Origin of the sequence: Pseudomonas serbiensis (assembly GCF_030580745.1) — a bacterium.
In the GTDB taxonomy this organism is placed as follows: Bacteria; Pseudomonadota; Gammaproteobacteria; order Pseudomonadales; family Pseudomonadaceae; genus Aquipseudomonas; species Aquipseudomonas serbiensis.
In genome coordinates this window covers 384514-398571 of record NZ_JAUQOO010000002.1, presented here as the reverse complement: position 1 = coordinate 398571, position 14058 = coordinate 384514, and the positions used below count along the sequence as shown (strand labels likewise).

13 protein-coding genes are annotated in these 14058 nt (G+C 57.6%); 6 read left to right on the top strand and 7 right to left on the bottom strand.

What is annotated here, in order from left to right:
- Positions 1-5 precede the first annotated feature (5 nt).
- From Q6A51_RS04775 to purE, 3 genes are all read right to left on the bottom strand, one after another.
- Positions 6-254: a GlsB/YeaQ/YmgE family stress response membrane protein gene (locus Q6A51_RS04775; protein WP_117167855.1), complete on the bottom strand. Its 249-nt coding sequence runs from the start codon at positions 252-254 to the stop codon at positions 6-8.
- A gap of 128 nt (positions 255-382) precedes the next feature.
- Positions 383-1465: a 5-(carboxyamino)imidazole ribonucleotide synthase gene (locus Q6A51_RS04770; protein ID WP_304574231.1), complete on the bottom strand. Its 1083-nt coding sequence runs from the start codon at positions 1463-1465 to the stop codon at positions 383-385.
- 9 nt (positions 1466-1474) lie between these two features.
- Positions 1475-1966, bottom strand: a complete 492-nt coding sequence (gene purE / locus Q6A51_RS04765; protein WP_025262557.1) for a 5-(carboxyamino)imidazole ribonucleotide mutase — start codon at positions 1964-1966, stop codon at positions 1475-1477.
- 379 nt (positions 1967-2345) lie between these two features.
- Between purE and Q6A51_RS04760 the strand changes: the two genes are divergently transcribed.
- Entirely contained in the window at positions 2346-2987 is a 642-nt protein-coding gene (locus tag Q6A51_RS04760; RefSeq protein ID WP_304574230.1) for a hypothetical protein, read from the top strand.
- Between the two features lie 42 nt (positions 2988-3029).
- Here the strand turns inward: Q6A51_RS04760 and Q6A51_RS04755 are convergent, their stop codons facing one another.
- Complete coding sequence (locus tag Q6A51_RS04755; protein WP_201001263.1) at positions 3030-3932, bottom strand: LysR substrate-binding domain-containing protein; 903 nt, start codon at positions 3930-3932, stop codon at positions 3030-3032.
- A gap of 416 nt (positions 3933-4348) precedes the next feature.
- Here Q6A51_RS04755 and aspA point away from each other — a divergent pair, with 416 nt between their 5' ends.
- The 3 genes from aspA (at position 4349) to Q6A51_RS04740 (ending at position 8539) form a co-directional block, all read left to right on the top strand.
- Complete coding sequence (gene aspA / locus Q6A51_RS04750) at positions 4349-5773, top strand: aspartate ammonia-lyase (RefSeq protein ID WP_201001264.1); 1425 nt, start codon at positions 4349-4351, stop codon at positions 5771-5773.
- A 283-nt stretch (positions 5774-6056) separates the two neighbouring features.
- Complete coding sequence (locus Q6A51_RS04745; RefSeq protein WP_201019724.1) at positions 6057-7508, top strand: alanine/glycine:cation symporter family protein; 1452 nt, start codon at positions 6057-6059, stop codon at positions 7506-7508.
- Between the two features lie 26 nt (positions 7509-7534).
- Entirely contained in the window at positions 7535-8539 is a 1005-nt protein-coding gene (locus Q6A51_RS04740; protein ID WP_201019725.1) for an asparaginase, read from the top strand.
- Between the two features lie 23 nt (positions 8540-8562).
- Here Q6A51_RS04740 and Q6A51_RS04735 read toward each other — a convergent pair whose 3' ends face one another.
- The 3 genes from Q6A51_RS04735 to pdxR form a co-directional block, all read right to left on the bottom strand.
- A complete protein-coding gene (locus Q6A51_RS04735) occupies positions 8563-10167 on the bottom strand; it encodes a glucan 1,4-alpha-maltotetraohydrolase domain-containing protein (RefSeq protein ID WP_304574229.1) in 1605 nt (534 codons plus the stop codon).
- Between the two features lie 88 nt (positions 10168-10255).
- Positions 10256-11170: a bestrophin family protein gene (locus tag Q6A51_RS04730; protein WP_201019727.1), complete on the bottom strand. Its 915-nt coding sequence runs from the start codon at positions 11168-11170 to the stop codon at positions 10256-10258.
- A gap of 149 nt (positions 11171-11319) precedes the next feature.
- Entirely contained in the window at positions 11320-12879 is a 1560-nt protein-coding gene (pdxR, locus tag Q6A51_RS04725; protein WP_304574228.1) for a MocR-like pyridoxine biosynthesis transcription factor PdxR, read from the bottom strand.
- A gap of 89 nt (positions 12880-12968) precedes the next feature.
- Between pdxR and Q6A51_RS04720 the strand changes: the two genes are divergently transcribed.
- Positions 12969-13592: an FMN-binding negative transcriptional regulator gene (locus Q6A51_RS04720; protein WP_200986385.1), complete on the top strand. Its 624-nt coding sequence runs from the start codon at positions 12969-12971 to the stop codon at positions 13590-13592.
- An 11-nt stretch (positions 13593-13603) separates the two neighbouring features.
- Positions 13604-14050, top strand: coding sequence for a GNAT family N-acetyltransferase (locus Q6A51_RS04715; protein ID WP_304574227.1), 447 nt, complete (start codon positions 13604-13606; stop codon positions 14048-14050).
- Positions 14051-14058: the final 8 nt, after the last annotated feature.

Below are 14058 nucleotides of genomic sequence, written 5' to 3'. Positions count from 1 at the left end.
AAAAATCAGCTCTTCTTTTTAATCATGCCGTAGATAAACAGCAGGATGATTGCACCGACCAGTGCTCCCAGGAAACCAGCGCCCTCGCCCGCCTGATAGATACCCAGCGCCTGACCGCCATAAGTCGCGGCGAGAGAACCGCCGATACCCAGCAGGATTGTCATGATCCAGCCCATGCTGTCATCGCCCGGCTTGAGAAAACGCGCCAGCAGGCCAACGATCAAGCCGATAAAGATGGTTCCGATGATGCCCATGTATTTCCCCTGTCTGTGTTGAACACGCCAAGGCCTGATGGCAGCGTTGGCTTACTGCTATCTGAGAACACGGAGAGAGGATTGGTTCCAGGCCCCTTGAAAACAAAGGGCCGGGAATCAGGAGGCATTCAGTTTTGAATCAACGCCTCGACCAGCTTGACCTGACGGTCCAGCGTCGCACGGTCGCAGCTGCGCACGGTGGCGTGGCCAACCTTGCGACCGGCCTTGAAGGCCTTGCCGTAGTGATGCAGGTGGCAGTCATCAATGGCGATGACCTTGTCCACGGCTGGCACTTCACCGATGAAGTTCAGCATGGCGCTCTCACCGACCTTGGCGGTGGAACCCAATGACAAGCCAGCAACCGCCCGCAGGTGGTTCTCGAACTGGCTGCATTCGGCGCCTTCGGTAGTCCAGTGCCCGGAGTTGTGTACTCGCGGCGCGATTTCATTGGCCTTCAGGCCGCCATCGACTTCAAAGAACTCGAAAGCCAGAACGCCGACGTAATCAAGCTGCTTCAGGATGCGACCGACATAATCTTCGGCCAAAGCCTGCAACGGGTGATCGGTACTGGCGATGGAGATGCGCAGGATGCCGTTTTCGTGGGTATTGTGAACCAGCGGATAGAAGCGTGTTTCACCATCGCGGGCACGCACGGCAATCAACGAAACCTCACCGGTGAACGGAACGAAGCCTTCCAGCAGGCAAGGCACGCTGCCCAGTTCGGCAAAGGTATCGACCACATCGGCAGCTGTACGCAGGACTTTCTGGCCCTTGCCGTCGTAACCCAGGGTACGGGTTTTCAGCACGGCGGGCAGGCCGATGCTGGCGACAGCAGCGTCCAGGTCCGATTGCGACTGGATATCCGCGAACTCGGGCGTCGGAATGCCCAGGTCCTTGAACATGCTTTTCTCGAACCAGCGGTCACGAGCGATGCGCAAGGCCTCGGCGCTCGGATAGACCGGCACGAACTGCGACAGGAAAGCCACGGTTTCGGCTGGCACGCTTTCAAACTCGAACGTCACCAGATCGACCTCATCGGCCAACTGACGCAGGTGATCCAGATCGCCGTAATCGGCTCGCAGATGCTCACCCAACGCGGCAGCGCAAGCATCCGGTGCGGGGTCGAGAAAGGCAAAGTTCATACCCAGTGGCGTACCTGCCAGAGCCAACATGCGGCCCAACTGGCCGCCACCGATTACACCGATCTTCATGGAAAAACCTCAGGCGTGGCGCGGGTCTGGATTATCCAGCACGCTGTCTGTCTGCTCAGTACGGAATTTCTTCAGCACTGCATGGAATTGAGGATGCTTGGCGCCCAGGATACTGGCGGACAACAGAGCGGCGTTGATCGCTCCGGCCTTGCCAATGGCCAGGGTTGCGACAGGAATACCTGCCGGCATCTGCACAATGGACAGCAGGGAGTCGACGCCCGACAGCATCGAGGACTGAACCGGAACGCCAAGCACAGGCAGGTGCGTCTTGGCAGCACACATGCCAGGCAAGTGAGCAGCACCGCCAGCACCGGCGATGATCACTTCGATACCACGGCCTTCGGCTTCTTCAGCGTACTGAAAAAGCAGATCCGGCGTCCGGTGGGCAGACACCACCTTGACTTCATAAGGGATGCCGAGCTTTTCCAGCATATCGGCGGTGTGGCTAAGGGTGGACCAATCGGACTTGGAGCCCATGATCACGCCAACCAGTGCGCTCATCGTCGTGCCTCTCATCGGGCGCCCGCAGGCGCATCAAAAAACAACAAGCCACGCGGGAGGACCGGCGTGGCTTGCTGTACGAATAATGGCCGATTCAACCGGCCAAAGGCCGCGCAGTATACCTCAAAGCGCAAGGATGACAGCCCCCCTGACGACCATCTGCATACGGACCTTGCCGACAGCCTGCAAAGCAGCCCCATGAATGACAAATCTGCTGCAGAAATTCCTACAGAGTGCGTCCGTGCCCTACTACCCCTCTCGAAGTAAAAGCCAACTGACAACCCCTCAACACTTCCTGTTACCTCTTTAACTCACCCACTTGATGAACGACACGTTTCATTCTGGAAAACACTGCAACTCTGTTAATGGATTAACTTATATGAAAATGAATTTCAAAAAACTCTCGGCCCTGCTCGGTGCATTGCTGTTAATAAACTTTCTGTCCGTCTGCGCCAGTGAAGCCCAGGAAAAGCGCCCGTTGTTCCTGTATGTATTCCTGCATGACGACATACCGGCTTCCGAGCGGGCCAACATAAAAAGTGATTACTTTTCATGGATGATCAAGGATCTCGAAAGCTTTACGGGCCGCAGGGTCTATCTCGATATCATCGAGAAAAAATCAGCGCTGAGCGGCTTTCGCTATCAGACCACTGACCTGCAAAGGGGTAAACAGGAATGGGATCGACTCGTGGAACGTCATATTCAGGAAAACAATCTGCCCCTGAACGGAACAACCAAATACCTGCTCTTGACCCGCCACCCCATCAACGAAAAAACACTGGGTTATACCCGCGAGAGGCACTATTCAGCGATAGCCTCCATCAAGACCTATACCACCGCCGCCCATGAGATAGGCCACATGCTGGGCGGAACTCATGAACACTCGGAAGTATTATTCAGGGGTGGCTGGTGGTGTGAAACCAATATAACGCCCACTCGCGAAAAGATAAGGTCCAATTGTTATATCTACAGCGACAGGAACAAGAAGACCATCGCCGAGCATTTGAGCGCATTCCCGTAAGGCCGGGTACTGCCTGCAAGGTCATCCGGCGCGGCGTAGCCTTCATTGGGCAGCGCCGCCCTCCAGCTTGCGCCATAACAATCGGACATTGGCCTTGCGCACCAGGGCGCAGCGGTACAGACGAATCTCCAGCGGGACATGCCAGTGCGGCCCGCCGCACACCACCAGTTCGCCACGCTCCAGCTCGGCCCGCACGCTCAAATGCGGCACCCAGGCGATCCCCAATCCTTCGAGCGCCATGCCTTTCAGGCTGTCGGCCATTGCCGTTTCATAAACCGTGGTGAAACGCAGATTGCGCTGGCGCAGCAACAGATTCACCGAACGCCCCAGAAAGGCACCGGCGCTGTAAGCCAGCAGTGGCACGCTGTTTTCGCCTTCCATATCGAAAAGCGGCTGACCATTGGCGTCCGCAGCGCAGACCGGCAGCATTTCGGTGTGCCCCAGATGCAATGAAGGGAAGATCTCCGCATCCATCTGCAAGGCTGCATCCGGGTCATAGAATGCCAACATCAGGTCACAGCCACCTTCACGCAACGCATGCACCGCATCGCCCACGTTGGTTGCCACCAGCCGGGTCGCAATGTTCAAGCCATCATTGCGCAACTGGGCGATCCAGCGGGGAAAGAATCCAAGCGCCAGAGAGTGCGCCGCCGCCACCTGGATGACTTCGCCCTGCCCGCCTTCAAGATGATGCAGATGGCGAACCACTTCACCCAACTGCTCGACGACCGTGCGCGCCGTCACCAGAAACAACTGCCCGGCTGCCGTCAGTTCGACAGGGGTTCGCGAGCGGTTGACCAGTGTCAGCCCAAGCGCCGACTCCAGGCTGCGGATACGACGGCTGAATGCCGGTTGCGTCACGAAGCGACGCTCAGCCGCCTGGGAAAAACTGCGGGTGGCAGCCAGGGCACTGAAATCTTCCAGCCATTTGCTTTCCAGGTTCATTACGTCCTCCCGGACATTCGGGACATGAATGAAAGAAATTCGGTAGGAACGAATTTATTCGCGAGAGGCCCGCATAACACGAAGAAGATGCATCGCCTTCAATGACGTCTCGCGGATAAATCCGCTACCACTGCGCAACGTCCAGGCAGGACATGCCCCCTTTAACAGGGACATTCACTTTGCACCTGCCAATTCATTCTGCCGCGCAATTTGCCAGATAACGTCGCCTCTGCGACAAAAACAATTACAAGTGCGACATTTTGTCCTGTTTACGTACAAAGAGAAACCCACGTCACATTCACATTATGCCGTTATTGCATAGGGCAGCGTTTAACAGCATTGGTCAATTTCAAGCTAAAACCCCAACATTCGGGGCGTTCCGGCATTGTTGTGCCTTATTTGAGACGATCTCTATCATGTCCTCGCCTGCATCACTGCGCATCGAAAAAGACCTGCTTGGTGTTCTCGAAGTACCTGCTCACGCTTACTACGGTATCCAGACCCTGCGAGCAGTGAACAACTTCCACCTCTCCGGCGTTCCGCTTTCGCACTACCCGAAACTGGTCGTTGGACTGGCAATGGTCAAGCAGGCGGCAGCTGATGCAAACCACACGCTCGGACACCTCAGCGATGCCAAGCACGCTGCCATCAGCGAAGCTTGCGCACGTTTGATTCGCGGCGACTTCCACGATCAGTTCGTCGTCGACATGATCCAGGGCGGCGCTGGCACTTCAACCAACATGAATGCCAACGAAGTCATCGCCAACATCGCTCTTGAAGCCATGGGCTTCGAGAAAGGCGAATACAAGCATCTGCACCCGAACAACGACGTGAACATGGCTCAGTCGACCAACGACGCATACCCGACGGCAATCCGTCTGGGCCTGCTGTTGGGTCATGACGCCATGCTCGCAAGCCTCGAAAGCCTGATCCAGTCTTTCGCAGCCAAAGGCGAAGAATTCAACCACGTACTGAAAATGGGCCGTACCCAGTTGCAGGACGCGGTTCCAATGACCCTGGGTCAGGAATTCCGTGCCTTCGCCACAACCTTGACCGAAGACCTGAACCGCCTGCGCACCCTGGCTCCTGAGCTGCTGACCGAAGTGAACCTGGGCGGTACCGCCATCGGTACCGGCATCAACGCCGACCCTGGCTATCAGAAGCTGGCGGTTGAACGTCTGGCGACCATCAGCGGCCATCCACTGGTTCCAGCCGCCGACCTGATCGAAGCGACTTCCGACATGGGCGCCTTCGTCCTGTTCTCCGGCATGCTCAAGCGTACCGCAGTCAAACTGTCGAAGATCTGCAACGACCTGCGCCTGCTGTCCAGCGGCCCACGCACCGGCATCAATGAAATCAACCTGCCAGCGCGTCAACCAGGCAGCTCGATCATGCCAGGCAAGGTCAACCCGGTCATTCCGGAAGCCGTCAACCAAGTCGCCTTTGAAATCATCGGCAACGACCTGGCCCTGACCATGGCAGCCGAAGGCGGCCAGTTGCAGCTCAACGTCATGGAGCCGCTGATAGCCTACAAGATTTTCGACTCGATCCGCCTGCTGCAACGCGCCATGGACATGCTGCGCGAGCACTGCATCGTCGGTATCACCGCCAACGAACAGCGCTGCCGTGAACTGGTCGAGCACTCGATCGGTCTGGTCACCGCACTGAACCCTTACATCGGTTACGAAAACTCGACCCGTATCGCCCGCATTGCCCTGGAAAGTGGCCGCGGTGTACTGGAACTGGTCCGTGAAGAAGGCTTGCTGGATGACGCGATGCTCAATGACATCCTGCGTCCGGAAAACATGATTGCTCCGCGTCTGGCGCCACTGAAGGCCTGACCGAAAATGCCTTGCGTAACATGCTCACCAGGTTGAGGGCCTAGACACCCCTCACCTTTTGGGGGTCTGGGAGTGATTCTCCAGACCCTTTTTTTTGCCTGCTTGCTGACGACCAATAATAAGGAGTTTGGGCAGCTGAAAACCCCGTTTTTGCTGAGGTCCTGGCAAAGACATTCGTTTCGCACCGCAAATGAAGATTCAGTTACACAACAAAGCGGCTACAGACGTAAAAACTTTGCACCGGTATAGTGCGCCCCCTCAAAAGTAGCGAGGAATAACAAAAATGTTGGAAATGATTAACGACTTCCTCTCGGGAAAGGTCCTCATCGTCCTTATCGTAGGCCTTGGTGGTTACTTCACGATCCGCTCGCGTTTCGTTCAGTTTCGTCACTTCTTTCACATGTTCGCGGTGTTTCGCGACAGCTTGCGTAGCAGCTCGGGTCAACTGAGTTCGTTCCAGGCCCTGATGCTCAGCCTTGCGGGCCGCGTCGGAGCAGGCAACATCGCAGGTGTCGGCCTTGCCGTGACACTGGGCGGTCCAGGCGCAGTGTTCTGGATGTGGGTTACCGCGCTGGTCGGCATGTCCAGCAGCTTCATCGAGTGTTCTCTCGCTCAGCTCTACAAACGCAAGGACTCCGAAGGCCAGTTCCGCGGCGGTCCATCGTTCTACATCCAGCATGGTCTGGGCAAACGCTGGCTGGGTATGGTCATGGCGGTCTTGCTGATCATGACTTTCGGTCTCTCCTTCAACGGCCTGCAATCCCACGCCGTGACCGACTCGCTCAACAGCGCATTCGGCGTAGACCAGATGACCACCGGCATCTGCCTGGTCGTGCTGCTGGGCCTGGCGTTCATCGGTGGCATCAAGCGTATCGCTGCCATTTCCGACCTGCTGGTACCGGTCAAGACCCTGGCCTACATCGCGGTTACCATCTACGTCATCGCCATTCAGATCGACCACGTTCCAGGCATGCTGCTGACCATCGTCAAAAGCGCCTTCGGTCTTGACCCGGTGTTTGGCGGCCTGATCGGCAGCGCAATCGTGATGGGCGTGAAACGTGGCGTCTTCGCCAACGAAGCCGGTCTGGGCAGTGCCCCGAACGTTGCCGCCGTTGCACAGGTCGAGCACCCGGTTGCCCAAGGCGTGGTTCAGGCGTTCAGCGTATTCCTCGACACCTTCCTGATCTGCACCTGCACCGCCTTGCTGATCCTGCTGTCCGGTATCTATGACGTAGGCTACAGCGGCAACGGTATCGTTCTGGCGCAGAACTCTCTGGCAGCCGTAGTGGGCGACTGGGGTCGGATCTTCATCAGCGTTGCGCTGGCACTGTTCGTATTCACCTCGATCCTCTACAACTACTACCTGGGCGAAAACAGCCTGCGCTTCCTGGTAGGCGAGAAGATCCAGGCCATCGTCGGCTTCCGCATCGTGGTTCTGGCTCTGATCTTCTGGGGCGCAGTGGTTGACCTCAAGACGGTGTTTGCCTTCGCCGACATCGCCATGACCCTGCTGGCCTTCGTCAACCTGATCGCCCTGGCCCTGCTGTTCAAGGTCGCCATGCGCATCCTGCGTGACTACGATGAGCAGCGTAAGGCAGGCATCAAGGTTCCGGTCTTCGATTCCAGCAAGTTCCCGGATCTGGATCTGGACCGCAACGCATGGCCTGCCAACCCGACGCAACAGCCTCAAGCTGGCGTTGACGCAGCAGCCAAGCCTGTTTCACAAGCAAACTGACAACCGAAATGCCGCAGGAGAGAACCATGACTCATGATGCACCCCAACCCGCTCAGCGAGTGATGGTTCTTTACACCGGCGGCACCATCGGCATGCAAGCCAGCGCCAATGGCCTGGCTCCAGCGTCCGGTTTCGAGGCAAGGATGGCCGGGCAACTGGCCGAATTGCCTGAACTGGTCGTGCCGCAGTGGCGTTTTCGCGAGATGTCACCTCTGATCGACAGCGCCAACATGACGCCCGATTACTGGTTACGCCTGCGCGAAGCGGTGATCGAAGCCGTGGATGTGGATGGCTGTGACTCGGTGCTGGTGCTGCATGGCACCGACACTCTGGCCTACAGCGCTGCCGCAACGAGCTTCCAGTTGCTGGGACTCAATGCACCAGTGGTTTTCACCGGCTCCATGCTCCCGGCCGGCGTTCCCGACAGCGATGCCTGGGAAAACGTCAACGGCGCCCTGCTGGCACTGGGTTCGGGTTTGTCGTCGGGTGTTCACCTGTACTTCCACGGTGAACTGCTGGCGCCAACCCGTTGTGCGAAGATCCGCAGCTTCGGTCGTCATCCGTTCGCACCTCTGCAACGCTCGCGTGGCGGCCAGGCTGTCTCGTCATTGCCTGAGGCACTGGATTATCGCCAGCCCAAGACGCTGGCAAATGTCGCGGCATTGCCACTGTTTCCCGGTATCGGGGCAGCGCAGATCGATGGCCTGATCGACAGCGGCATCAAAGGTCTGGTGCTTGAATGCTACGGCAGCGGCACCGGCCCGAGCGATAATCCGGCGTTCCTTGCCAGCCTGGAGCGAGCACAACAACAGGGCATTTGCGTGGTTGCGATCACTCAATGTCATGAAGGCGGTGTCGAACTGGACGTCTACGAAGCAGGCAGCCGTCTGCGCGGCGTGGGCGTTCTTTCCGGTGGCGGCATGACCCGCGAAGCAGCGCTTGGCAAACTGCATGCGCTGCTGGGTGCTGGTTTGAAGATTGAAGAAGTCCGGCGTCTGGTCGAGCTGGATCTGTGTGGAGAGCTGCGTTAAGCAGCTCATCACCACAGCAGGACCTAAAAGGTAGCAGCACTGCTACCTTTTTCATTTGCAACAAACACTGTATTCCCTCCTTCCTGCCACTTGATGACCTTGTTCGGGTCAGCCTCGCTGCGCACGATGCATTTCCACTCATAGCGGGTATTGTCGGCAAGCCGGATCAGCCCTTTCCATACGGGATACTGGCTCACATCACTCAGGCGCACGGCCCGTGCGGGGTTCCACTCCCCCAGCTCGAAGCCCGACCCCACGACATAAACGCCCTCGCCGACCTGGGTCTCGCCCTTGTCGCAGCGAAACTGCACATCAACCCCTTTGGCCCGCCAGATCCGTATGGCACCGTTGTCGCCTGCCACCAATGCCTGGCTGAAACTGCCCGGCACACTTTCGCTCTTGAGGTTGGAGCCCAGCGCAACCAGCAGCATCTGTTGCGAGCCTGTCACTTCGGCAACCAGCCCCGAATAGTTGTCCAGAAAGCTGATCGCTGAATCGGCCTTGATACCCGCTGTACGGCGTATCTCTATCAACTGGCGCAGCAGTTGACCGCGTGGCCAGTCATACATGTCCGGCCAGTACACCGTTGGCGTTCCGGGGCTGCTGAGAATGTAGGCATAGGCCTGATCCCGAAGGTTTTCAGGCAAGGACCAGTGATGCTGGCCGCCGTTGGCTCCCGGCGAATAACCGGTGTCATGGTTATCCACAAAGGTCATGGCTGCCGCACGCCATGCAGGGTCGGGATTGCCGTTGAGGCCGTATCGCCATTCGGCGAGCCCCGCGTTTTGCATACGCTCCTTGAGTGCAAAGTCGAATACCGTGCAATGCGCCTGATCGGACCAGACTTTCAGGCCGTCCTGCCAGGTAGCGTTATGTCGCCAGTCATTGGCGGGATATTCGTTCGGTGCCTTCCAGAGTTCCCCCACGCAGAACTGCTGGTCACCGAACGCTTTCATCCAGTTATCCACAGTCGTAGCGTTGTAGCCTTTTACAAAGTCGAAACGCAGGCCGTCGGCGGAGTAGTTGTCACGCAGGTTCAGGAACTCGTTCTTGAAGAGGTTGAACACTTCAGGCTTTTGCGTATTGAGATCGGCATCACCGCCCATGAACGGATCGCCATCGTCACACTGGGCGCAGCCATCACGCCAATCCGTCTTGTCGCTCAGGGTCTCCTTGAGCGCAGGCCCGACATGCTGGCGGTCCATATGATTGGGCACCACGTCATAAATCACTTTGACGCTGGCAGCACTCAAGGCATCGACCGCCTGCTTGAGCTCGGTATCGCTGCCATAGGCGCTGTTCTTGTCAAAGTCCTGCCAGAAATACCCCTCGCCACCACCTGAAGCACCGGTCCCCGGATCGCTCCAGCGCGAAGTGTCACGCCAGGGCACAGGCATCCAGACCGAGGTAAAACCGTCAGCCCGAATCTGCGGGGCCATTGTTTTCAACGTGCTGTACCAACTGCCAGGGCTCGAACGACTGGAGTTCCAGTGAAACCCTTGCAACACGATTTCATCATTGCCGTCGTTGCGCGTGCCCTGAGGGGTATTGCCGCGAAGGTCATCTGCACTGGCGGCCTGCGTCACCAACAGCAGGATTGAAAGCGCACCGAGCCTCAAGAGCTTCATGGCGATACTCCTCGGGAAGAAGGAAGTTATCGCTAGAGTAGGCCCGGCCCGGACGCCTGTAACCTGATAGAACTGACAGAACGTCCTTTCAATTCGTTACGGAAAAGCTCTTGTTTATTCCTGTAGCCGACGTGCCATCCTGACTTTGCGCCTCGGCATCGCGAAGCATCGAATCCAGATTTCGTTCGATGTTCTCGCACAGCGCGACCATCTGGATTTCGTGCTCGCTGGCGCGAAACGGGCTTTGCAGGTCGGTGCCGATTTTTTCGATGGCCAGCAGCATGAAGCCCACCACTGTAGACGCCAATGGCGTGAACCAGCCCAGGGTTTCGACCAGCCCTATGGGCACGATCACGCAGAACAGGGTGATGAACAGCCTGGGGAATGCCACATAGGGATAAGGCAACGGCGTATTGGCGATACGTTCCATACCGCCCTGGCAGTTGGAAAGATCCACCATTGTCGACTCAAGACGAGCGAGGCGAATGCTGTCCAGACGGCCCGCCTTATACTCCTTGGCAATCAGTGCAGCGGAGGCATTGAGCAGGTCATTGGGGAAGTTATTGGTGTCCTGACGGCGCTCGAATTCCTCACGGGAAATCAACGCCTGCACATCGGCCTTGGTGATATCGCCCTTCAAGTGCGCCGACAGGGATTTCACGTAGGCCACGTGCCGGCGCAGCAGCAGCGCCTTGACCGGGTTGATACCGTCTTCATCCTCAATCAGCGTCAGCACCTGACGCGCGAAGCTGCGGGAGCTGTTGACCAGCGCACCCCACAAGGTCCGGGCTTCCCACCAACGGTTATAGGCGCTGGAGTTACGGAAACTGATCAAGACCACCAGCGCCGAACCCAGCAGGGTAAGGGGCATGGACGGCAGCGTGACCTTACGCTCCAGGTACAACATGAAGTCGACCGTGACAATCACATCCCAGATCAGCAGCCAGAAGAGCGACCACCCTACATAACCAAATGTCCTGCTCAGAAATCGAAACCTCTCCATGATCGCCTGCTGCAAAGCATCACCTCATCGATAAACGTGCGGGACTGCAAAGTTTCCCACCACTGCGCAAGGTTTGAATGCCACGGGCTCAGATGGTTCGTTTTTATCCGATCTCGAATATTTCCGTGCATACCGTGTGGAAGCGCCCCCTACCGCCAGACCTGACGCAATCTCTCCAGCGCATCGGCAATCGCTTCTTCCGGCACGCCAGCAAACCCCAGGACCAGTCCAGTACGGTTATCCACAGGCTCGGTGGAATCCGGCAACCAATAACTGCTCAATGCCGTGATCTCGACTCCGACACTCTCGGCCTTTTCGATCAACTCCCGCTCACGGGCGAGGCTGTCCACCCTGACCGTGACATGCAGACCGGCCACGACTTTAGGCATCGCGCCACAGCCCGGAATATTCTCCGGCCAGCCCGCCAGCAGTGCATCACGACGGCTCAAGGCAGCGCGACGCATGCGGCGGATATGCCGTTGAAAGTGACCAGTGGCGATAAATTGCGCCATCACCATCTGGGTGCTGACCTCGGAGTGACGCATATCCACACCCCGACGCTGGCTGAACGGCTTGACCAGCCCCAAGGGCAAGACCAGATACCCCAGACGCAATGCCGGGAAAACCACCTTGCCGAAAGTACCGACATACAGAACCCGCCCTTCCCCATCCAGCGCCGCCAATGGTGCCAAAGGCGCGCCGCTATAGCGGTACTCGCCGTCGTAGTCGTCTTCGACAATCCAGCCCTGGGTCTTTTTTGCCCAGGCCAGCAATTCCAGGCGGCGAGCGAGGCTCATGACCACACCGGTCGGGTATTGGTGGGATGGCGTGACGTAAGCCAGCTTACAGTCGGTGTGTTCCAGATCCGCACAGCGCATGCCCTCCTCATCGACGGCAACGCCCTGCAACCTGCCTCCCGCAACGGCAAAGGCATGACCTGCCGCCCGATAGCCCGGGTTTTCCACAGCCACACCGTCGCCAGCCTCCAACAGCAACTGTGCACAAAGACTGATTGCCTGTTGTGCGCCACTGGTGATCACTATTTGTTCAGCCGAGCAATGCAGCCCGCGAGAAGAACGTAAATACAAGGCAACCAGCTCTCTAAGACGCCACTCTCCTGCTGCCTCGCCATAGCCCAAAAGCTGGAGGTCCGGCTTGCGCCAAAAAGCCGCATGCAGCTTGCCCCATATGGCAAAGGGAAAAAGATCGAAAGCCGGTACGCCCACTCGAAATGTGCGTGGCGCGCCCTTGATGGGAACATTCAGATGATGCTTTTGCAGAAGCTCCAACGCCGAGTTGTGGATAACTTGATCGGGTGCATCCTGAGGGTTTTCGGCGGAAAATGTGGATAAACCTGTGCGTAACCTTGTTGATAAGCCTGTGGATAGTTCAGTGGATAATTTTTTCACAGGCGAACGTTCAACAGGCACCGCCTTATCGGGTAACCGGGCGACGTAAGTCCCATCACCGATGCGGCCTTCGATAAATCCTTCGGCATACAGTTGATCGTAGGCACGCATCACGCTGTTGCGGGAAATAGACAACGACTGCGCCAGATCACGGCTGGCAGGCAAACGTGTGCCACTGGCAAGACCGCCATCGAGAATCCGCTGGCGCAAGACCTGATAAAGCTGCCGACTCAAGCCCCTGCGCCGATCCAGTTCGATACCGGCGAGGTTCAAAGGAAACGCGGGAGAGCCTGAAAGCATGGAATTGGTCCTATGAAATCTATCGGTAATGGCTCTTACAAGGAACCAATAGCTTGCCTAGGATTTAGCCATTAACCAAGGACATTGCCATGTACACGCCCAAAGCCTTCAGTGAGAACGACACGCTTGAGTTGCACGAGTTGATGGAGCAAACCCGCCTGGCGATTCTTGTCACCCAGGGCGAAGGCGGTTTGCAGGCCACTCATCTGCCGCTGTTGCTGCATCGTGATCAAGGCCCCAACGGCACGCTCTACGGCCATCTGGCCAAAGCCAACCCCCAGTGGCGGGCGCTCGAAAACCTGACTGAAGCCATGGTGATATTTCCTGGTGGCGATGCCTATGTGAGCCCGTCCTTCTACCCGGGCAAGGCCGAACACGAGAAAGTCGTACCGACCTGGAATTACCTCGCGGTTCACGCCTATGGCCAGGCCGAAGTCTTCACCGATGCCCAGCGCCTGCACCAACTGGTCGGCAGCCTCACCGACAAGCATGAGTCCCGCCGTGCGCAGCCGTGGTCCATCAATGATGCACCGGCCGAGTACATCGAGAAGATGCTGGGGGCGATTGTCGGTTTCGCCCTGCCCATCGAGCGCTTGCAGGGCAAGCGCAAACTCAGCCAGAACCGCAGCGCCCCGGACATTGCAGGCGTGCGCGACGGCCTGGCTGCCAGCCTTGATCCGAAAGACCAGGAAATCGCTCGCTTGATGAGCTGAAGGAGAGAGTCATGACCGCTGTTCAAATCCGTCCCGTAACTGCCGACGATCACGGCGCATGGCTGCCGTTGTGGCAGGCCTATCTGCGCTTCTACAAGACTGAACTGGCCGATGACGTCAGTGACGTTACCTGGCAACGTATCCTGGACCCCGCCGAAACCACCAACTCGGCCTTGGCGTGGCTGGATGGCAAAGCCGTCGGTATGGTGAACTTCATCTACCACCGCTCCAACTGGAGCATCAAGAATGCCTGTTATCTACAGGACTTGATCGTGGCCCCCGAACAACGCGGTAGCGGTATCGGCAGGCAATTGATCGAACATGTCTACGCTACAGCCAAGGCCAACGATTGCGACAAAGTACATTGGCTGACCCACGAAACCAACACCACGGCCATTCAGCTTTACGAACGCATCGCCGAACGCGGCGGCTACATTCAATTTCGCAAGGCCCTTTGAGGCAGGAA